The organism is Nonomuraea rubra (genome assembly GCF_014207985.1).
GTDB lineage: Bacteria > Actinomycetota > Actinomycetes > Streptosporangiales > Streptosporangiaceae > Nonomuraea > Nonomuraea rubra.
This window is the reverse complement of record NZ_JACHMI010000001.1, coordinates 7,357,076-7,377,289: the sequence shown is the minus strand read 5'-3', so window position 1 is coordinate 7,377,289 and position 20,214 is coordinate 7,357,076. Positions and strand designations below refer to the sequence as shown.

Annotated in this window: 15 protein-coding genes; 5 read left to right on the top strand and 10 right to left on the bottom strand. The window is 72.3% G+C overall.

Features of this window, described 5'->3' with window-relative positions; all coding sequences use genetic code 11:
• Positions 1 to 58: 58 nt before the first annotated feature.
• Positions 59 to 688: a carboxymuconolactone decarboxylase family protein gene (locus HD593_RS33605; RefSeq protein ID WP_185105967.1), complete on the bottom strand. Its 630-nt coding sequence runs from the start codon at positions 686 to 688 to the stop codon at positions 59 to 61.
• Positions 688 to 1,236, bottom strand: a complete 549-nt coding sequence (locus tag HD593_RS33600) for a VOC family protein (protein WP_185105966.1) — start codon at positions 1,234 to 1,236, stop codon at positions 688 to 690. The genes HD593_RS33605 and HD593_RS33600 overlap by 1 nt, the downstream gene beginning before the upstream one ends.
• 78 nt (positions 1,237 to 1,314) lie before the next feature.
• On the opposite strand from HD593_RS33600, the gene HD593_RS33595 reads away from it, so the two are divergent.
• Positions 1,315 to 2,205 carry an SDR family oxidoreductase gene (locus tag HD593_RS33595; protein WP_185105965.1) on the top strand — a complete coding sequence of 297 codons (891 nt, stop codon included), beginning with the start codon at positions 1,315 to 1,317 and terminating at the stop codon, positions 2,203 to 2,205.
• Between the two features lie 25 nt (positions 2,206 to 2,230).
• Here the strand turns inward: HD593_RS33595 and HD593_RS33590 are convergent, their stop codons facing one another.
• The 6 genes from HD593_RS33590 to HD593_RS33565 form a co-directional block, all read right to left on the bottom strand.
• Positions 2,231 to 3,172, bottom strand: a complete 942-nt coding sequence (locus HD593_RS33590) for a helix-turn-helix transcriptional regulator (RefSeq protein WP_185105964.1) — start codon at positions 3,170 to 3,172, stop codon at positions 2,231 to 2,233.
• Complete coding sequence (locus tag HD593_RS33585) at positions 3,154 to 4,749, bottom strand: CocE/NonD family hydrolase (RefSeq protein WP_185105963.1); 1,596 nt, start codon at positions 4,747 to 4,749, stop codon at positions 3,154 to 3,156. The genes HD593_RS33590 and HD593_RS33585 overlap by 19 nt, the downstream gene beginning before the upstream one ends.
• Positions 4,750 to 4,809: 60 nt before the next feature.
• The gene (locus tag HD593_RS33580) at positions 4,810 to 5,673 is read right to left on the bottom strand and encodes a DUF4394 domain-containing protein (protein ID WP_185105962.1); all 864 of its coding nucleotides are present in this window, start codon (positions 5,671 to 5,673) and stop codon (positions 4,810 to 4,812) included.
• 181 nt (positions 5,674 to 5,854) lie between these two features.
• A complete protein-coding gene (locus HD593_RS33575; protein ID WP_185105961.1) occupies positions 5,855 to 9,373 on the bottom strand; it encodes a S8 family serine peptidase in 3,519 nt (1,172 codons plus the stop codon).
• Positions 9,374 to 9,509: 136 nt separating this feature from the next.
• Positions 9,510 to 10,145, bottom strand: coding sequence for a TetR/AcrR family transcriptional regulator (locus HD593_RS33570; protein ID WP_221525124.1), 636 nt, complete (start codon positions 10,143 to 10,145; stop codon positions 9,510 to 9,512).
• A gap of 94 nt (positions 10,146 to 10,239) precedes the next feature.
• Entirely contained in the window at positions 10,240 to 11,433 is a 1,194-nt protein-coding gene (locus HD593_RS33565) for a cytochrome P450 (RefSeq protein WP_185105960.1), read from the bottom strand.
• 261 nt (positions 11,434 to 11,694) lie between these two features.
• On the opposite strand from HD593_RS33565, the gene HD593_RS33560 reads away from it, so the two are divergent.
• The 4 genes from HD593_RS33560 to thyX all read left to right on the top strand — a co-directional run bounded on the left by HD593_RS33560 (position 11,695) and on the right by thyX (position 18,714).
• Positions 11,695 to 13,824: an anthranilate synthase component I gene (locus HD593_RS33560; protein WP_185105959.1), complete on the top strand. Its 2,130-nt coding sequence runs from the start codon at positions 11,695 to 11,697 to the stop codon at positions 13,822 to 13,824.
• A gap of 41 nt (positions 13,825 to 13,865) precedes the next feature.
• Entirely contained in the window at positions 13,866 to 15,032 is a 1,167-nt protein-coding gene (locus HD593_RS33555) for an amidohydrolase family protein (protein ID WP_185105958.1), read from the top strand.
• 127 nt (positions 15,033 to 15,159) lie between these two features.
• Positions 15,160 to 17,793: a M4 family metallopeptidase gene (locus HD593_RS33550; RefSeq protein ID WP_185105957.1), complete on the top strand. Its 2,634-nt coding sequence runs from the start codon at positions 15,160 to 15,162 to the stop codon at positions 17,791 to 17,793.
• A 138-nt stretch (positions 17,794 to 17,931) separates the two neighbouring features.
• Positions 17,932 to 18,714, top strand: coding sequence for an FAD-dependent thymidylate synthase (gene thyX / locus HD593_RS33545; RefSeq protein ID WP_185105956.1), 783 nt, complete (start codon positions 17,932 to 17,934; stop codon positions 18,712 to 18,714).
• An 18-nt stretch (positions 18,715 to 18,732) separates the two neighbouring features.
• On the opposite strand, the gene HD593_RS33540 is transcribed toward thyX, so the two are convergent.
• Positions 18,733 to 19,044, bottom strand: a complete 312-nt coding sequence (locus tag HD593_RS33540) for a ubiquitin family protein (protein WP_185105955.1) — start codon at positions 19,042 to 19,044, stop codon at positions 18,733 to 18,735.
• Positions 19,045 to 19,047: 3 nt separating this feature from the next.
• On the bottom strand, positions 19,048 to 20,127 hold the full coding sequence (locus HD593_RS33535) for a WD40/YVTN/BNR-like repeat-containing protein (RefSeq protein WP_185105954.1): 1,080 nt from the start codon (positions 20,125 to 20,127) through the stop codon (positions 19,048 to 19,050).
• Positions 20,128 to 20,214: the final 87 nt, after the last annotated feature.

Sequence of the window (20,214 nt, the reverse complement as noted above, 5' to 3'; positions counted from 1 at the left end):
AGCCGAAACCTTAACGAGAGGCGCCGGTGAACGGCATCGGCGATCGACGAGCGGTCGGTTACTCGCGACGAGTGGTCAGGTCCTCGGCGATGTCCCGGGCGCCGTACCCGTCGGGCGCCGGCACCTCCACGATCGGGTCGGGCCGGTCGTCGAACTCCAGCCGCAGCGCCCGCACCATCGTGGCGTGCATCTCGTACAGGCACGTCACGTACGTCAGCTCCAGGATCTGCTCGTCGGGCAGGTGCCGCTTGAGCACGCCGAACACCTCGTCGTGCACCCGCCCGCCGTCCAGCACCAGCGCGTCGGTGTAGGCCAGCACCGCCCGCTCCAGCTCGTCGAACAGGTCGCTGACCGCCCAGTGCGCGACCGCCCGCACCTTCTCCTCCGGCACGCCGAGCGCCCGAAGCTGCTTGCAGTGCTGGGAGTAGACGAACTGGCTCTGCCGCGCCCACCCGGCCCTGACCTGCCCCAGCTCGCGCAGCACCGGGTCCAGCGCGGTGTCCCGGTACAGCTCGAAGCCCTTGACGCAGTGCCGGAAGATCTTCGGGTCGAGCGCGAACACCTCCCACCAGTCGCCCGGCGAGCCGGTGGCCGTGCCGGCGCCGCCGGGCAGGATCAGCCGGTCGTGGAAGAACGCGACGACCGGGTCGGTCATCTCCTCGCGCGGCACCCGGCGCAGGCGCGCCATCACACGGTCCGGTCCGCCGCGGTCCTGGGCTCGTGCCGTACGTCGCCGGGCCGCCCCACCGGACGGGTCCAGGCGGCGAACTCGACCAGGATCCCGTCGGGGTCCTTGAAGTAGATCGACCGGACGAACACGCCATCGTGCGGCTCGGGCGCCACGCCGAACTCGCTGTCGTCGTGGTTGAGCAGCACGCCCACGTCGACGCCCTTGGCGATGAGCCGGTCGCGGTACTCCTCGATCTTCTCCGGCGGCACGTCGAAGGCGAGGTGGTTCATCGAGCCGACGGCCGACAGCAGCTCGCCGCGGTCGGGCAGGTTCTTCGGCGCCGACACCCCGGGCACGCCGTCGGGCGCGTCGGGGAACCAGAAGAAGGCCAGCGCGTTGCCGCCCCCGCAGTCGAAGAAGAAGTGCTGGCCCCAGCCCATCGGCAGCTCGATGGTCTTGATCAGCGGCATGCCCAGCACGCCGGAGTAGAAGCCGACGGTCTGCTTCATGTCCGAGCAGACCAGAGCGACGTGGTTGACTCCGCGAAGCTCGAATTCGCTGTTCATAGTAATTACCTACTTATCACAGGGGTTCACCGAAAAACATGACATGAGGTGTCGGCTTTCCGGGACACGATGGGCCGCATGATCGCATTGGTGGCGGGCGCGACCCGCGGAACGGGACGGGGCATCGCGGTGGCGCTGGGCGCGGCGGGCGCGACCGTCTACTGCACCGGCCGCAGCACCCGGGAAGGGCGCTCGGAGATGAACCGGCCGGAGACCATCGAGGAGACGGCCGAGCTGGTCACCGCGGCCGGCGGCACCGGCATCCCGGCACGCACGGACTTCCTGGAGCCGGGCCAGGTGGCGGCCCTGGCCGAGCGCGTACGCGGCGAGCAGGGCCGGCTCGACGTGCTGGTCAACGACGTGTGGGGCGGCGACCATCTCTGGTCGTGGAACACGCCGGTCTGGCAGCACGACCAGGACAAGGGCCTGCGGCTGCTGCGGCTGGCCATCGACACCCACCTCATCAGCGCCCGCCACCTGCTGCCGCTGCTCATCGAGCGGGAGGGCGGCCTGGTGGTCGAGGTCACCGACGGCACCTGGGAGTTCAACCGGACCCGCTACCGGGAGAACGTCTACTACGACCTGGCCAAGCTGTCGGTCAACCGGCTGGGCTTCGCCTGGTCGAACGAGCTGCGCCCGTACGGCTGCACCGGCCTGGCCGTGACGCCCGGCTTCCTGCGCTCGGAGGCCATGCTGGACAACTTCGGCGTCACCGAGGACAACTGGCGCGAAGCCAAGGCGGACCCGAGCTGGATGGTCTCCGAGACCCCCGCCTACCTGGGCAGGGGCGTGGCGGCCCTGGCCCTCGACCCGGACAGGCAGCGCTGGTCGGGCAGGTCGGTCACCAGCGAGGAGCTGGCGCTGGCCTACGACGTCACGGACGTGGACGGCAGCCGCCCGCGCGTGTGGAGCTACATCACCGAGGTACGCGAGCACGACGGCGAGACCGGCTGGGAGGAATACCGCTGACCGCGACAGGGCCAGGCCAGGCGGCCTACCGGTAGAGCCGGGCCATGCGGGCGGCGGCGTCGGCGACCATCGCCCGCAGCTCCGGCGGGTCCAGCACCTCCGCCTCCGGCCCGAACCGCAGCACCTGTGAGAACGCCACCGGCACCGACTCCACCGCCAGCCGCACGGTCCCGTCCGGCTGCAGCGAGGCCAGCGCGTCCTCCAGCGCGGCCGGGTCGGCGATGTGCCGCAACATCCGCCGCCCCCGCTCGCTGAGCCGCAGCGTGACCACCTCCCGCAGCAGCGACCGGGTGAACTGCTCCGCCTGCCCGGCCCAGAAGGCCGCCAGGTCGAAGCCCGGATCCCGGTCGAACTGCTCCTCCAGCACCGAGATCTCGCCGAACCGGTGCACCCGGAAGATCAGGAAGCGGGTCCTGTGCCGCGCCGCCAGGTACCAGACCCCCGCCTTGAGCACCAGCCCGTACGGCTCCAGCACCCGCGGGCTGTCCTTGTAGACGGCCGAGACGCGCCGGTCCCGCCACACGGCCCTGGCCAGCGGCGCCAGCGCGACCGGCGGCGGGTCGCCGCCCGCGAACCAGCCGGGCGCGTCCAGGTGGAAGCGCTGCGCGGCGGTCGCCGGCGCGTCACGCAGCGCGGGCGACAGCGCGGCGGCCGCCTTCAGCCTGGCCGCGGCCGCCACGTCCTGTAGCCCCATCTCGCGCAGCGCCGCCGGCACCCCCGACAGGAACAGCGCCTCCGCCTCGGCCCTGTCCAGCCCGGTCAGGCGGGTGCGGTACCCGTCGAGCAGCCGGTAGCCGCCGCCCCGCCCCCGGTCGGCGTAGACCGGCACGCCCGCCTCCGACAGCGCCAGCACGTCGCGGTGCACCGTGCGCTCGGAGACCTCCAGCTCCCTGGCCAGCTCGGCCGCCGTCATCCCGCCCCGGCCCTGCAGCAGCAGGACCAGCGACATCAAGCGTGAGGCGCGCACAGCGGCAGCACCACGGCCGAGGGGTGGTCGGGGGAGTGGAAGACCTCGACGTCGGCCGGCGCCATCGTGCCGCCCGCGCCGAGCAGGTCGCCGGTGCCGTGGTTGCGGGCGATCGTCGGGTACGCCCCCGCCGCCACGTGCACCCTGATCCGGTGGCCGCGCCCGAACCGGTGCGCCATCGGCCACAGGTCCACCTCGACCCGGCGCACCCCGTCCCGGCCGCCGTCAGCGCGCGCGCCGTGGAGGCGGCGCACGCCCTCGCACACGTTCATGGAGCGCCCGTCCGGGTGCACGTCGCACACCCGCACCACCACGTCCGTGGACGGGGCGCTGGAGCGCACGAACAGCTCCGCGCGTACCGGGCCGATCAGCTCCACGTCCGACTCCAGCGCCGCCGAGCTGTAGACCAGCACGTCCCGGCGCTGCTCCAGCCGCCGCTGGTCGCGCGGCCGGGAGTCGCCCAGCAGGACGGGGCCGCCGATCGACGGCGTCGGATGGGACGGGTGGTAGCGGAAGCGGTCGGGCTCCGCCTCCAGCGGCCCCTCGACGCCGAGCCCGGCCCCGTGCTGCAGGTGCCAGCGCTGCTCCCGCATGCCGGGCACCGGCCAGTCGGGATGGTCGCGCCACTCCCCGGCCCCCGTCACGTAGATCCGCACCGGGTCGGGACGCAGCAGCGAGCGGTCGCCGAGCAGGTGCGCGCGGAACCACGCCGACGCCTCGGTCATCGTCGGCCGGCCGTGCCGGGTGTCGATGTGGTACCAGGGCCCGATCGTCAGGTACGGCCGCTTGCCCGCCGCCCGCAGCGCCGCGTAGTCCTTGAGCTGCCACGGCAGGAACACGTCGTACCAGCCGGCCAGCATGGTGACCGCGGCCTCCACCTCGCCCACCCTGGCGGAGAAGTCGCGCTTGTCCCAGTAGGGCACGGCCGGGTCGGCGTGATGCGAGAGCAGGTCCCGGTAGAACGGCAGCGGCCGCCCCGCCGAGACCAGGTCGAGCTCCGCCACGGGACGGCCCGACAGGACCGCCCTGCGGGTGAGCCGGGGCGCGGTCAGCACCGAGGTGCTGCCGCCGAAGCGGCGCGACATGCCGTCGGTGAGCGTGGTCCAGCTCAGCGCCGACTCCAGCGCGAACGCGCCGCCCACGTACGCCGCGTCCCTGAACTGGGAGGCGGTGATCTGCAGGGCCATGGCCTTGAGCTCCGATCCGGCGTAGGGCGCGACGGCCCACTGCGTGTAGCCGAGATAGGAGGGGCCGAACATCGCGAACGAGCCACCGTACCAGGGCTGCCCGCGCAGCCACGCCACGGTGGCCAGGCCGTCCTCGTGCTCGTCGCCGAGCGGGTCCAGCAGGCCGCCGGAGCCGAAACCGCCCCGGCAGCTCTGGATGACCACGTGGAAGCCCTGCCGGGCGAACCCGCGGCCGTAGAACCAGCCGAACAGGCCGCGCCGGCCGTACGGGGAGCGCATCAGGACGACGGGGGCCCGCTCCCCGCCCGCGGGGGCGTAGTGGTCGGCCAGCAGCGTCACGCCGTCGGGCATCGGCACCGGTAGATCACGCTGGAGCCGTACGCGTCTCATATACCAACCAGTAACATAAGCCGCCCGGAGTGCGGTAGCCCGGGGAGGGCCACTGCGCCGTCAGCCGAGCTGGACCGCGATGTCGCTCACCTGACGGCCGGACGGGAACGTTCCAACCATCGTCGCGGCGCCGGTCAGCACGTTCACCGTGTAGAAGCGGTACGCGCCGTCCGCCTTCAGGGTGGCGTAGCCGGTGTTCGCCACCGTCACGCCCTTCTTGAGCTGGCTGTGGACGTCGAAGCCCGCGTCGGTGGCGGCGTCCACGCCGAGCTTGCCGGTCGGCGCCAGGTTGCCCGCGTTGGCCGGCGACTGCGCCGAGACCTGGTCGCCCGTCGTGTCCACGTCGAACAGCGTGGTCGCGGTGGACGCGTCGAGGTCGTTGTTGGTGTAGCCGGCGCCGGTCACGCCGAGCGCGGTCGCCCCGGCGGTCGCGGGCGGCACGGGCGGGTTGGTGAGCGGGCCGTCGGTGGCGGTCTGGCCGGCGGCGGGCGCGCCGTTCGGGTCGTCCAGGTTGTGCCGCAGGTTCTGCCCGGTGTCGCTGATCACGCGCAGCCGGTTGGCGGCCGGGTTGAAGTCGACGCCGAAGGTCCTGCCGCTCAGTGCCACGGTGAGCTGGGACACCTTGCTCGCCCTGGCCCTGCCGTCCACCGTGTAGACGCCGCCCTTGTCGCCCACCGCGTACAGCTTGCCGTTCTGCACCCGGTAGTCGATGCCGACGACCTTCATGTCACCCTTGAGCCCGCTGATCTTTCCGGCCCGGTTCACGCTCTTCGGGTTGCCGGCGTCGAAGGTCACCAGCTCGCCCGCGGTGGTCAGGCCGGTGACGCGGGGCCCGTCGGCGCGGTTGCCGGCCAGCGCGGGCGAGGCCGCCATCATCGCGCCCGCGCCGAGCACCGCTACGGCGAGCGCCAGTTGCTTACGCATCAGATCTCTCCTTTGAAGGGTGTTGCCTTGCCCCTTTCTTCGCTCGCGCGGCGCGTCCGGATGTCGCGGGCCCGCGACGGCGTCCGGATGTCGCGGGCCCGCGACGGCGTCCGGATGTCGCGGGCCCGCGACGGCGTCCGGATGTCGCGGGCCCGCGACGGAGGCGGGCCCGCGACCGGTGCTACGGAGTCGCCTTGTCAGGGCGCTCCGAGATGCGCAGCCCGTTCACGATGGTCGCGCCCTGCCGGGTCGCGAACCGCATGTTGAGCTGCCCGTCGGTCACCTTCACCGTGTACTGCCTGGTCACCGCCGTGTACGTGCCCGACTCCAGCGCCAGGTCGAGCGCCGGGATCGCGAGCTGCCCCTCGACCAGGACGTCGAACACGCGCTGGCCCATCCGCATGTTCCTGATCTCGGCGAAGTTCAGCTCGACCGTGTACGTCCCGGCCGGCACGTTGTCGAACCGGTACTCCAGCATCGACTCCCTGGCCGTCCTGAACAGAGCCTGGTCCGCCGTGCCGGCGATGGTCCTGGACGTGCTCTGCGTGCGGTTCTGGCTGGTCAGGTAGCCGTGGCCGCCCTGGGCGTACCGCTTGTCCGGAGTCCAGGTGTCACCGGCGGCGTCCACGAAGTTCCGCGTGGCGGCGGTGTCGATGGCCACCTGGTGCCGGGGCACCACGACCGTCACCTTCACCTCGATCGTGGGCTGCCTGCCGCTGGCCGACTTGATCGTCAGCTTGCCCTCGCGGAACGTGCCCGGCGCCACCCCGGCGCTGGACAGCTCCACCTTCAGGCTCACCGCCTGCCCCTTGGCCAGTTCCCCGGCCGCCGGCGTCACCGTGAACCACGGCTCGCCGGTCACCGTGTACGGCGTCGGCGAGCCCAGGTTCGTCAGCTCCACCGTCCGCGCCCGGCTCGACCCGGTGGGCATCACCACGGTCAGCTCGGCCGTGGACGCGCTCACCCGGCCGGTGACCAGCGCCGTGTCGAGCCGCGTCACCGCCGCCGCGGCCACCGTGACCTGCTGGGTGAACGTGCCGTAGTGCTCCTTGGACACCACGGCCTCGTAGTCGCCCGCCAGCACCTGCCCGTAGAACGTGCCGTCCGCGGCGGTCGTGAGCGTGGCCACGTCGCCCACCTCGACCGTCGCCCCGCCGATCGGGTCGCCGTCGTTGGCGTCGGTGACCTTGCCGGTGACCAGGCCGTGCCTGCTCGCCGTGAACGTCAGGCCCTGCCCGGTCGCCAGGGCCGGCTCCTCGTAGGAGTACAGCAGCGCGTCGTTGCCCGCCGGGTTCTCGATGCCGATCGTGGCGCTGCTGCCCCGGTCGCGCTCGCTCTCGACGTCCTTGTACCGGAAGGCGACCGAGCCGTCCTCGCCCAGCAGCGCCGAGAACGACACCCGCTGCGCGCCCTCGTTGTAGAAGGTGACGTTGCGCCACTCCACCACGAACGCCCGGTGCGGCGCCGTGCCCGTCACCGCCGTGTAGACGCCCGCCTGGGCGTCCACGACGAGGTCGTCCCAGTAGGGGTAGACGGCGTTGTTGGGCGTGCCCGACGTCGGCAGCCTGCCGTTGCTGCCGGTCGTGACCCGGTCGGCGGCGAACGTGACGAAGCCGTTCGTGCCGATCCACGCCCTGGTGTGGCCCGTGCCGTAGAACGGGACCGGGAACGGCAGGGTCACCTGCTGGGCCTCGTCGTCGCCGGTCAGCGCCAGTTTCTCGGTGCCCGCCGCGTACTCCTGGGCGCCGCTCCTGCACGTGTAGCCGAAGTTGTCGCCGCGCAGCGGCAGCTCGACGTCCCTGGTCGCGTCACCGGCCACCGTCACCGCCGCCGTCGCGGCGCTGGAGCAGCGGGAGGACGGCGTGACCGCCAGCTCGTACGAGCCGTGCGGCAGCGTCATCGAGTACCGTCCCGACGCGTCGGTCACCGCGCTCACCGGCGTGCCGGTGGCCTGCACCGTCGCGTCCGGCTCCGGAGTGCCGGCCGTCGTGACCGTGCCCGACACGACGCCCGTGGGCAGCACCGTCATCGGCACATCGGCCGTCGCGGCCTGCTCGGCGGTGATCGTGACGGCGGCGGTGGCGCGGGCGAAGCCGAACTTCTCCGCGGTGAGCTCGTACTCGCCGGCCAGCAGGCGCGGGATGGCGTACCGGCCGTCGGCGCCGGTGACCAGGGTGCGGGTCATCGGGCCGGAGACCGTGACCGTCACGCCGGACACCGGCTCGCCGCCCGCCGTCACCGTTCCCGACAGGTCGCCCAGCCCCTCGTCCGGCGCCGCCAGCACGGCGGCGTAGGCGTCCAGCCTGCCCTCGCCCCAGATGTTGTTGTCGGCCGCGGTGCCGCCGCAACTGGTGTCGTCGACGTCCACGGCGGTGCCGTCCAGCAGCGGGCGGGTGGCAGCCACGTCGCCCTGCAGGCCAGGCGAGCCCGACCAGATCAGCGCCACCGTGGCCGCCACGTGCGGGGAGGCCATCGACGTGCCGGTGAAGCTGTCGTAGCCGCCGGGGATCGACGAGCGCACGTTGACGCCGGGAGCGGCGATGTTCGGCTTGGTCTCGCCGTTCTCGCCCTCACCCTTGCTGGAACGCGCGTAGAGCGCGTTGTTGACGTCGAAGGCGCCCGCGCTGTACGCGGTCTGGTACTGGCCGGGCGAGCCGCTGGTGTCGCAGGCGGGACCCTCGTTGCCGTTGGAGAAGGCGGGGAAGATGCCGGCCGCGAGCCACGACTCCACGACCTCCTTGTAGAACGGGTCGAACCCGTCGCCGCCCCAGGAGTTGTTGACGATGTCCGGCGCCAGGTCCGGCCGCGGGTTCCGGCCGTTGAGGTCGGTCGGCCGCACCACCCACTCGCCGGCCGCCAGCAGCGACGCGTCGGTGCAGGTGTTGACCTCGCAGCCCTTGACCGCGATCCACTTGGCGCCGGGCGCCACGCCGAGGCCGTTCGCGCCGACCATGGTGCCCATGACGTGCGTGCCGTGGTCGTTGTTGTCGCACGGCGCCGCCGACGGGCAGATGCCTGCCGGGTCGAACCAGTTGTAGTCGTGGGAGTAGGTGCCGTCGGGGTTCCTGCCCCGGTAGCTCGCCGCCAGGTCCGGATGGTCGAACTGGACGCCCGAGTCGATGTTGGCGACCACGATCCCCTCGCCGCGGTTGCCCAGCTCGTCCCAGACGCGCGGGGCGCCGACCCGGTCGATGTTCCACTCGACCGCGCCGTCCGATGTCGCCGGGTCCGCGACCTTCACTCTCGCCTGGGCGGTGCCCGCGACCGGCTTGGGCAGGCTGAGCGTGCGTACCGGGTCGATGCGCTCGACCTCGGGCAGGCTCGCGATCTCGGCCGCCAGCTTCTCGCCGGCGGTCACCCTGACCGCGTTGACGATCCAGAACGGGGTGTAGTCGGCGTGGTGGGAGTCGAGCAGCTTGCGCAGGTCCCGCTGGGAGGTCTGCGCCTGCTCGGACTTGGCCTCGTAGACCTGCTCGGCCTTCGCCTCCTTCGTCAGGGCCCGGCGGGCGCCGCTCAGGTCGGCGTCCCCCTTCAGCCGCACCCAGAAGGTGGCCTTGTCGTCCTGGGCCAGGCCGGCCAGGACCGTTGCGTCGATCTTGCCGGGATCCGGCGCCGCCTGCGCCGCGGCCTGCGGGACCAGCAGGCCGGCGACGGTCACGATCCCGGTGAGGATCGCGCGTAAGCGGAGGGTGTGGGGCACTGTCTCTCCTTCACGACAAGGGGAGAGGTGATCTTTACGCCTCTGTCGAGAAGGGTGAAGAGATCTTGTTCGGAAAGCAAGAGGTGTCGTGAAAAGTTACTTTGCAGAGAGAAATGTAATCTGGTCAGCTGAAATATCAGCTTTCAGTGGTCGCCGGCGCCGGCCGGTACCCGACCTGCTTCATGATCTCCAGGAACTGCGCCGCGATCGCCGCGGCGTCCTCCCGGTCGGGCACGACGCCGACCTCGTGGAGCACCGCGCCGGTCAGCATCCGCTGCACCACGTCCACGTCCACGTCCCGGGGAAGCTGCCCGCGGTCGCGCGCCCGGCAGAGCGTCTCGCGCACCACGGCCGCCCGCCGCCCGCCGTTGACCATCCGGTACGTGCTCACCAGCTCCGGGTAGTCGTCGACGCTGCCGTACAGGCGGCGCAGCAGGCGGCGGTGGCGCGGCACCGCCAGGTACGCCGCCCAGTCGCCGAACATGTGCTCCAGGTCGGGCCAGCCGGTGAAGCCCGGGTCGTGGTCGTGGTTGGCCCACTCCAGCGCCCGCACCAGCAGCGCGGTCTTGTCGGCGAAGCGGCGGTAGACCGTCGCCCGCGTCACCCCGGCTCGCCTGGCCACCTGCTCGATGCTGGTCAGCGCCGCGCCCTGCTCGATCAGCAGGTCGAGCGCGGCCGACAGGATGGCCAGATCGGCCTCCTGGCTGCGCGGCCGGCCCGGCGGGCGCGCGGATCCCGCGCCGCCGGTCATCTCGTCCTGTCGCTCGGTCATGCTCCTCGCGTCACCATCTCATCGTGCGGGCTCATCGTGCGGGCTCGTCATGCGGGCTCGTCATGCGGGCTCGTGCGGGTGGTCGGGCAGGAGTCTATTGACCCGCGTCCCAGGTGACGGGCAGGCGGTGCACGCCGTAGATGAGCATGTCGGTACGGAGCGGCACCTCCCCGGGCTCGACGGCCAGCCGCAGCGACGGGAACCGTTCGAACAGGGCGGGGAAGCCCGCCAGCATCTCCACCCGCGCGAGCTGCTGGCCCAGGCACTGGTGCACGCCGTGGCCGAAGGCCACGTGCCCGCCGCTCGCCCTGAGCAGGTCCAGCCGGTCGGGGTCGGCGAAGCGGCCGGGGTCGCGGTTGGCCGCCGCGATCGAGATCGTGACCGTCTCCCCGGCACTGACCCGCTCGCCGCCCAGCTCGACGTCCTCCAGCGCGGTACGCACCAGGAAGGGCACCACGCTGAGGTAGCGCAGCAGCTCCTCCACGACCTGGTCCGCCCTGTCCGGCTCCGACCGCAGCACGTCTAGCTGCGCGGGGTTGCGCAGCAGCGCGAACGTGCCCAGGGCGAGCATGTTGGCCGTGGTGTCCAGGCCCGCGCCGAGCAGCATGAAGCCGATGTTGGCCAGCTCCTCGTCGGTCAGGTCGCTGCCGGTCAGCCCGCTCAGCATGTCGTCGGTGGGCGCGGCCCGCTTGGCCAGCACCAGTTCCTTCATGTGCGCCTGCATCGCCAGGTAGGCCGCGATCTTCTCCTCCTGCGGGACGTCCGTGCGCATGAGCGTGGTGCCCTGCGCCATGAACCTCTCGCGGTCCTGCTCGGGCACGCCGAGCAGCTCGCAGATCACCACGGCGGGGATCGGCGCCGTGAACGCCGCCACCAGGTCGGCGGGCGGCCCCTGCCGCTCCATCGCGTCGAGGTGGACGCGGGTGATCTCCTCGATCCGCTCGGTGAGCCGCCGCATCCTGCGCACGGTGAACTCGCCGGTGAGCAGGTGCCGGTAGCGAGTGTGCACGGGCGGGTCGGTCGAGATGAACATGCCGGGCGGAGCGGGCCGGCCGGCCTGCCCGCCCGAGTCCACGGGCAGGTGGCGCAGCTCGGACCGGGCGCTGAAACGCGGGTCCGCCAGCACCTCGCGGACGAGCGCGTGGCTGGTGACCAGCCAGCCCCGGTGCCCGTCGGGGTAGGCCAGCCGGGTGATCGGCCGGCTCTCGCGCAGCTCGCCCAGCTCGGCGGGCGGATCGAACGGGGTGGGCCGCCCGGTGGGCAGCACGACCGCCTCGGTAGGCGTCATGGGAGGGCTCCTTTCAGCCACATGCAAATACAGTACAGCTCTGTATTGAAACTCTCGCAACCGGGTGGGCGGGTCGCGTTGCGCGATCATGGTCGGCCGGTTACTCTGGACGTCATGCGAAATCACGCTCAGCTCCAGTGGTGGCGCCGCTCCTAGGCGGCGCGTGTTTCGCATTCCTTCAACGGACGGCCGCCCCGGATAGGCGGCCTTTCTCGTGTCCGCCCCGGGGCTCGATCATTTGATGTGGTAAAGGGGCAGCAAGTGGAGACGAGCGGATATACCACCGCCGGGGGCATCGGTGTCGAGCGTGAGACACGCGAGGTGGGCGAGGCCGCCCTCGAAGAGATCGTGACGGCCCTGTCGGAGCGGCGCGGCGGCGCCTTCTCCTCCGGCATGGACTACCCGGGCCGCTACAGCCGATGGGCGTTCGGCTACGTCGATCCGTGCCTGGAGCTGGTCGCCAAGGGCCGCACCATCTCGGCGACCGCGCTCAACGAGCGGGGCCGGGTCGTGCTGCCCGCCGTCACCTCCTGCCTGCTGGCCGCGGGCAAGCCGGTCACCGAGCCCACGGCCGACCGCGTCGAGGTGTACGTGGCGGAGTCGGAGGACCTGCTGCCGGAGGAGATGCGCAGCCGCAGGCCCACCGTGTTCACCGCGATCCGCGAGGTCATCGCCGCCTTCGCCGGCGACGACCCGCACCTCGGCCTCTACGGCGCCTTCGGCTACGACCTGGCCTTCCAGTTCGAGCCCATCAGGCAGGAGCTCGCCCGCCCCGACGACCAGCGCGACCTCGTGCTGCACCTGCCCGACCGGCTGGTCGTGATCGACCGGCAGCGGGAGACCAGCTTCGAGTACCGCTACGAGTTCACCGTCGACGGCGCCACCACCCGCGGCCTGGAGCGCACCGGCACCTCCGCCCCGCCGGTCACCCCCGCCGCGCTGCCGGAGAACCCGGTGAAGGGCGAGTACGCCAAGGTCGTGGCGGCCGCGAAGGAGAAGTTCAAGCGCGGCGACCTGTTCGAGGTCGTGCCCGGCCAGGTCTTCCACGCCACCTGCGCCGATCCGTCCGCCTTCTACCGCGGCCTGCGCCACAGCAACCCCGCCCCGTACGAGTTCATCATCAGCCTCGGCGAGGGCGAGCACCTCGTCGGCGCCTCGCCCGAGATGTACGTCCGCGTCTCCGGCGACCGGGTCGAGACCTGCCCCATCTCGGGCACGATCGCCCGCGGCAGCAACCCGGTCGAGGACGCCGAGGCCATCCGCACCCTCCTGTCCAGCGTGAAGGAGGAGTCGGAGCTGACCATGTGCACCGACGTCGACCGCAACGACAAGTCGCGCATCTGCGTCCCCGGCACCGTCAAGGTCATCGGCCGCCGCCAGATCGAGCTGTACTCCCGCCTCATCCACACCGTCGACCACATCGAGGGCCGGCTGCGCCCCGAGTTCGACGCGCTCGACGCCTTCCTCACCCACATGTGGGCCGTCACGGTCACCGGCGCGCCCAAGACCTGGGCCATGCAGTTCATCGAGGACCACGAGGCCACCACCCGCCGCTGGTACGGCGGCGCCATCGGCTTCATCGGCTTCGACGGCTCCATGAACACCGGCCTGACCCTGCGTACCGCGCAGATCAAGAACGGCGTCGCGACCGTCAGGGCCGGCGCCACGCTGCTGTTCGACAGCGACCCCGAGTCCGAGGAGCGCGAGACCGAGCTGAAGGCCAGCGCCCTGCTCGGCGCGCTGGCGGCGGTCAACCAGCCCGAGGTCGTCAAGGGCCCCGAGCCCAGGGAGCAGCCGGGCCTGGGCATGAAGGTGCTGCTCGTCGACCACGAGGACTCCTTCGTCAACACGCTGGCCGACTACTTCCGCCAGGAGGGCGCCGACGTCGTCACGCTGCGCCACGGCTTCCCGGTCGCCATGCTCGACGAGATCGCGCCCGACCTGGTCGTGCTCTCGCCCGGCCCGGGCTGGCCGACCGACTTCGGCATCTCCGCCCTGCTCGACCAGGTCTACGCCCGCGACCTGCCGGTCTTCGGCGTCTGCCTGGGCCTGCAGGCCATGGTCGAGCACGCCGGCGGCACGCTGGAGCTGCTCGACTACCCCGAGCACGGCAAGCGCGGCCAGGTCGGCAGGCTCGGCGACAGCGCGCTGCTGGAGGGGCTGCCGGAGGAGTTCACCGCGGCCCGCTACCACTCGCTGCACGCCAAGCGGCCCGGCGTGGTCGGCTTCACGCCCACCGCGCTGACGCCCGACGGCAACGTCATGGCGATCGAGGACCCGGCGCGGCGCCGCTTCGCCGTGCAGTTCCACCCCGAGTCGATCCTGACCCAGGAGGGCGGCGCCGGCGCGAAGATCATCGCGAACGTGCTGCGTCTGTCCCGCAGTAGGTAAAACCCGGGCGGGGGCGTGCGGGGCTCCCCTAGAGTTCCCGCATGCTCCCCGTAGACCTGCCCGGCACGGTGCGTGACGCGCTGCTCGCCCCGCTCGTCGACCATCACTGTCACGGGGTGCGGCGCGACGACCTGAGCAGAGCGCAGTTCGAGCTGCTCAGCGGCGAGGGCGGCAGCCCCGCGCCGCCCGGCACCACCCACTTCGACACGCCGTTCGGCGCGGCCGTGCGCCGCTGGTGCGCGCCGCTGCTCGACCTGGAGCCGCACGCCCCGCCGGCCGTCTACCTGGCCCGCCGCACCGAGCTGGGGGCGGCCGAGGTGAACCGGCGGCTGCTGGCCGGGGCCGGCGTGGTGGCGTTCCTGGTGGACGCCTCCCCGGACTCGCACGAGCCTGGCGACAGCGACCTCGAGGTGCTGACCGCCGCCGAGATGGGCCGCCACGGCGGCGCCGCCGCCGACGAGCTCGTACGCATCGAGCGCATCGAGCGCGACGTCGCCGCCACCGCGGAGCTCGCCGTCGACTACCTGGACAACCTGGGCGAGGAGCTGACCGCCAGGGCCGCAAGGGCGGTCGGGCTCAAGACCGTCATCGGCGCCCTGTGCGGCCTCGACTTCGACCCCGCCCGCCCGGCCAGGGGAGCGGTGATCGCGGCGGCCAACCGGCGCCTGGCCGACCCCAAGGCGCCGCTGACCGACCACGTCCTGCTGCGGTACCTGCTCTGGAGCGCGGTGGACGTGGCCAGGGAGCGGGGCCTGCCGGTCCAGTTCCACACCGGGTTCGGCGGGCAGGCGGGCGAGCCGCACCGCGCCGACCCGGCCAGGCTGAGCGGCTTCGCCGGGGCGCTGCAACCGCTCGGCGTGCCGGTGATCCTGCTGCACTGCTACCCGTTCCACCGCCAGGCCGCCCACCTGGCCGGGGTCTTCCCGCACGTGTACGTGGACGTCGGCCTGGCCCTGCCGCACGGCGCCGCCGCCGCGGCCCGCGTCATGGACGAGCTGCTGGAGCTGGCGCCCTTCCACAAGCAGCTGTTCAGCTCGGGCTGCCGCGGCCTGGCCGAGACCGGCTACCTGGGCGCGCTGACGTACCGGCGGGCGCTGGCGGGGGCGCTGGGGTCGAGGATCGCGGCGGGGGAGTGGAGCACGGCCGACGCGGCGCGCATCGCCCACATGATCGGCTCGGGCAACGCCCGGCGGATCTACCGCTTGTGAAGCGCCGCGAAATCACATGGAAAATCCATCATTTCCATTTGGATTGATCGAATTGTGATTTGTCTCCTTGTCAATGTGCCGGTGATGATCGGGGGCGCCAGAAAACCATCGCACACCTGGAGGTGTCGTGTCCTGGCGTCCCATCACCCTTATTGCCGCGTTATGCGTGACATTGTCCGTACCGGGAGTGGCGGCGGCGGCTGATCCGCCGCCCGAGGTGGAGTCCCGGGCCGGCACGCGGGCGCCCGCGGAGGTGTCCGGCCTGTCCGAGCCCGCCCAGGCGGGCGACCCCGTCGCGGCGGCCAGAGCGCACCTGGCCGACCCCCGCTACCACCTCGACCCCGCCGATCTCGCCCCGCTCCAGACCGTCGTGGACGGCCGGGACGAGACGGTCAGGTTCGCCCAGCGCCACCGCGGCCTGCCCGTCTTCGGCGCGCACTACCTCGTGCGCTTCCGCACCGACGGCGGCCGGCGCGAGGTGGTCGGCGCCGGCGGCCGCTTCCTCACCGAGCTGAACGTCGACCCGGCCCCGGCCGTGAACGCGGAGACCGCCGCCGGGATCGCCCGCGGCCTGATGACGCGCGACCACAAGGCCGCCCGCGCCGGGATCGCGGCGAAGGCCGGCGAGCTGGTCGTGGTGCCGCGCGGCCAGGGCGTGCTGGCCTGGCACGTCGTGCTCAGCGGGCGCGAGGCCGGGCGGCCGCTGCTGCTCGACGCGTACGTGGACGCCCACTCGGGCCGCCCGCTGTTCACCGTGGACCGGCTGCGCAGGGAGGGCCCGGTGGAGGGCAGCGGCCGCACCGCGCACGGCCGGGACGTCGTCCTCCAGGCCTACCAGCGCGCCGACGGCGCCTACGAGCTGCGCGACCGCTCCCGCCCGATGTGGAACGGCACCACCGGCGAGATCCTCACCTACGACGCCAGGGGCGCGGACTTCTCGGACTACCTGGGGTCCGGCATCCCGCCCGGCACCGACCTCGTCCGCTCGGCGGCGCCCGCCTTCGGCCCCGAGCACACCGAGTCCGGCGCCGTGGACGCCCACTGGGGCGCCGGCCAGGTGTACGAGTACTACCGGCGGCTCGGCCGCGAGGGCCTCGACGGGCGGGGCGGCACCATGTACTCCGTCGTCAACGTCACCGCGCAGGGCGAGCCGTTCGCCAACGCCTTCTGGGACGGCACCAAGATGGTCTACGGCGGCGGCGGCCCCGACTTCCACTCCTTCGCCGCGAGCCTCGACGTGGTCGGCCACGAGATGACCCACGGCGTCATCGAGCACAGCGCGAACCTGGTCTACCTAGGCCAGTCAGGCGCCATCAACGAGGGCCTGGCCGACTACTTCGGCAACGCCATCCAGGTGGACACGCTGGGCATCCCGATGACCGACCCCGACGCGAGCCTGCTGGGCGAGGGCCTGTGCAAGACCCTGCCGCCCGCCGAGTGCGCCGGCCGCGACCTCGACGACGCCCGGGTGGCCGCCGAGGACTACCTCGGCCTGACCGTCGGCTTCGACAACGGCGGCGTGCACTACAACTCCACGATCTTCTCCGGCGCCCTGTGGGACGTCAGGGAGCAGCTCGGCGGCCCGAAGGCCGACAGGCTCGCCTACAAGGCGCTCACCGAGTACATGACGCCGCTCGACGACTTCACGGACGGCCGCCGCGCCGTCGAGTCGGCCGCCCGCACCCTCGGCTGGCCCGCCCGCGACCGGCTGGCGGTCGCGCGGGCGTTCGAGCGGCACGGCATCAGGCCGGGCTGGGAGCGGGCCATCCGCACCGACAGCCGCGTGCTGATCGACGGCATCACCGACTTCAACGCCATCCCCGACGTGGCCGGAGACCGCTACGTGATCTCCAACTCCTCGCCCGACGGCGCCGCCCCGTCCTCGATCCTCGCCGGGCGGGTGCGCGGCGGGAAGCCCGTGAGGCTGTCGGAGGGCGACCGGTGGAACTACTACCCGGCGACCGACGGCCGGCAGGCCGTCTGGGCGTCGTACGACACCGCGTTCACCAGCTTCCGGATCCACGCCCGCCCGCTCGACGCGAGCAGCCCGCCGCGCCTCGTCCACCAGGCGCCCGACCTGGTCACCGAGCTGGACGTGGGCGGCGACGTCATCGCCTGGGAGAGCTTCGATCCGGCGAGCGGCGAGGTGGAGATCTGGATCAAGCGGGGCGACGCCGCGCCGGTCAAGGTCACCGCGGCCGCCGGCGTCAGCGGGTACACGCCGTCGATCAACGGCGGCAGGCTGTCCTACCTCCGCGTCCACGAGGAGGGCGGCGCCTTCCACAGCACGCCCGCGATCTACGACCTGGCGACCGGCACCGAGGTCGTCGTCCCCGAGGTGCCCGGCACCGGAGGGCTGCCCTCGGACAGCGTCCTGCCGGTCATGCTCGACCGGCACGTCGTCTGGACCGTCGACACCGACGCCGACGGCCGCTACGCCATCATGCGCGCCGCCGCCGACGGTACCGGCACCACCGCCATCGTGCCCGACGGCCCCGCCGCGCCGTCACCCGTGTGGTTCCACGCCGCCGGCACGAGGGTCGCCATCGGGGCGTGGCCCGACGGTGACACGCTGGAGAACGCCACCCTGCCCAAGATCCTCCAGGTGCCGCTCACCGGCGGATCGTTGCGGCGCCACTCCTGCAACCGAGGGCTGCAGGACTACTTCGCCGTGGGGGAGGGCGGCACGATCGTCTGGCTCGACGGGACGGCGGGCGACACCGATCTGGTGACCCGCGACAGGCCCGCCGTACGCTGCTGACGCGAGAGCTGCCAGGTCGCTGACCTGGGGAGGCGCCCGCCGTACCAGGGTGAGGGGGCGGCGGGCGCCGACTCGCGCGCGGGGCCGTGACCTGGTTTGCTTGGGCCGTCACACTGCCGATCCGAGCGGGGGCTCCCCATGCGCACAGTCGAACCCGAGGTCTTCATCGTCGCCCGTCCGACCCTGGACTACGACGAGCTGGCCCGCTACCTGCGCGAGGTCGGTGGCGAGAGCTGGCTGGAGCGGCTCGACCGCGGCGACCTCGACGCCCAGAACCTCGCCGAGTTCGCCGGCCGGCTCTGCTACCGCTCCTTCGAGCCCGGCCTCAACCCCAACGTGGTCAGGATCAGGGAGAACCAGGACGACTACCTCCGCAACATCCTGGCCAGCGCGCACGGGTCGGTCCTGGAGCACGTCAGCTTCAGCTTCGTGCTGCACAACGTCAGCCGGGTCCTGACGCACGAGCTGGTCCGGCACCGCCCGGGCGTGGCCATCTCGCAGGAGTCGCTGCGCTTCGTCCGGCTCGACGAGCTGCCGTTCTGGTTCCCCGAGTGGGCGCAGGCCGACGAGGAGCTGATGAAGCGGGCCACGGCCGTGCTGGAGCAGCTCGAGCAGTTCCAGCTCTGGATGGCCGGGCACTTCGGGCTCGACGAGGAGGGCGTGCCGTTCTCCGAGAAGAAGCACCGTACCTCGTTCATGCGCAGGTTCGCCCCCGAGGGCCTGGCGACCGGGCTGGTGTGGACCGCGAACGTGCGCACGCTGCGGCACACGATCGAGGCCCGCACCGCCGCCGGCGCGGAGGAGGAGATCCGCATGCTGTTCCAGCGCATCGGCGAGCTGATGCGCCAGGAGGCCCCCGCCCTCTTCGGCGACTACACCGTCGAGGACGGGGCCTGGATCCCGGGCTGGCGCAAGGTGTGAGCGGCTGGGTCTGAGCGGTTAGGCGAGTGCGGGGAGCACGTACACCTCGGCGCCCGGCGGCAGCGCGCAGTCGAGCCCGCCGATGCCCTGGGCGTTCTCCCCGCACACGATCATGCTGATGTGCCTGCGGATGCGCCCGTACTCGTCGCGCAGCCGCTCCTCCAGCATCGGATGCGAACGCCGCAGCCTATCCAGCGCCGAGCCCAGGGTGGGCGGCGAGTCGCGGTCGGCGCCGACGGCGAAGACCTTGACCTCCGTGCGCCCGCTCACCCACCTGCGCAGCGAGGCGGGCAGCACGAACACCACCATCGTCACCGGTGTGGACACCATGTGCTAGAGCACCGCCGCGCGGACGGTCAGCACGTCGGGCAGATGGGAGGCGACCAGCGACCAGGTCTCGCCGTCGTCGCGCGAGCCGTAGACCTCGCCGTCGCGGGTGCCGAAGAACACCCCCGCCTCCGACGCGGTCATCGCGTCACGCAGCACGGTCGCGTGCACCGGCCCCTCGGGCAGCCCCTTCGAGAACGCCTGCCAGGTCCTGCCCGCGTCGTCGCTGCGGTGGGGCTGGTAGCGGTGGCCGACCGGCGTGCGGTCGACGTCGGCCGTCAGCGGCAGCACGTAGATCGTGTCGGGCCGCGACGGATGCACCACGATCGGGAACCCGAAGTCCGACGGCAGCGGCGAGCCGATGTCGTGCCAGCTCCCGCCGAAGTCGTCGCTGCGGTAGACGCCGAAGTGGTGCTGCAGGTAGAGCCGCTCCGGCCGGGACGGGTGCATGGACACCTTGTGCACGCACTGCCCGAACTCCGGGTACTGCTGCCCCTCCGGCATGAACGGGGCCCGGATGTTCTTGTTGGCGGCCTCCCACGACAGCCCGCCGTCGGTGCTGCGGTAGAAGCCGGCGGCCGACACCGCGACCGCCATCCGCTCGGGGTCGGTGGGGTGGTTGACGATCGTGTGCAGGCACAGGCCGCCGCCGCCCGGCTGCCACTGCTCGCGGTGCGGGTGCTCCCAGAGCCCCTCGACGAGCTCGTAGGTGACTCCGCGATCCTCGGAACGGAACAGCGCGGCCGGCTCGACGCCCGCCCACACCACGCCGGGCTCCGACGGCGACGGCGTGAGCTGCCAGACCCTGGTCAGCGTCGCCCCGGTCTTCTCGGGGAACGCGATCGGCGGCCGCTCGGCCTCCTGCCAGGTCGCGCCGAGGTCGTCGGAGTACATGACGGACGGCCCGAAGTGGCCGTACTCGATGCCGGCCAGCAGCCGGGGTGTCGTGCCGCGCGTGTCGATCGCGACCGAGGGGATCGCGACCGTGGAGAACTGGATCGGCTCGACCTGGAAGGGGCCGCCGTCCGCCGAACGGGCGAGGAACAGGCCCTTGCGGGTGCCGATCGCGACCACTGCGTCACTCATAGCATCGCTCCCATGTTGGCTTGCGGCCATCGTGCCACGCGGGACCGACAGTTACCGAGGACTGGGAGATTCCCCGCGCAAGCAGGG

Bases quoted from the DNA above. Each gene is read 5' to 3' on its own strand.
- HD593_RS33605 (WP_185105967.1), bottom strand. From the start codon at position 688: ATGGCGCGCCTGCGCCGGGTGCCGCGCGAGGAGATGACCGACCCGGTC.
- HD593_RS33600 (WP_185105966.1), bottom strand. From the start codon at position 1,236: ATGAACAGCGAATTCGAGCTTCGCGGAGTCAACCACGTCGCTCTGGTC.
- HD593_RS33595 (WP_185105965.1), top strand. From the start codon at position 1,315: ATGATCGCATTGGTGGCGGGCGCGACCCGCGGAACGGGACGGGGCATC.
- HD593_RS33585 (WP_185105963.1), bottom strand. From the start codon at position 4,749: ATGAGACGCGTACGGCTCCAGCGTGATCTACCGGTGCCGATGCCCGAC.
- HD593_RS33580 (WP_185105962.1), bottom strand. From the start codon at position 5,673: ATGCGTAAGCAACTGGCGCTCGCCGTAGCGGTGCTCGGCGCGGGCGCG.
- HD593_RS33570 (WP_221525124.1), bottom strand. From the start codon at position 10,145: ATGACCGAGCGACAGGACGAGATGACCGGCGGCGCGGGATCCGCGCGC.
- HD593_RS33565 (WP_185105960.1), bottom strand. From the start codon at position 11,433: ATGACGCCTACCGAGGCGGTCGTGCTGCCCACCGGGCGGCCCACCCCG.
- HD593_RS33555 (WP_185105958.1), top strand. From the start codon at position 13,866: ATGCTCCCCGTAGACCTGCCCGGCACGGTGCGTGACGCGCTGCTCGCC.
- thyX (WP_185105956.1), top strand. From the start codon at position 17,932: ATGCGCACAGTCGAACCCGAGGTCTTCATCGTCGCCCGTCCGACCCTG.
- HD593_RS33540 (WP_185105955.1), bottom strand. From the start codon at position 19,044: ATGGTGTCCACACCGGTGACGATGGTGGTGTTCGTGCTGCCCGCCTCG.
- HD593_RS33535 (WP_185105954.1), bottom strand. From the start codon at position 20,127: ATGAGTGACGCAGTGGTCGCGATCGGCACCCGCAAGGGCCTGTTCCTC.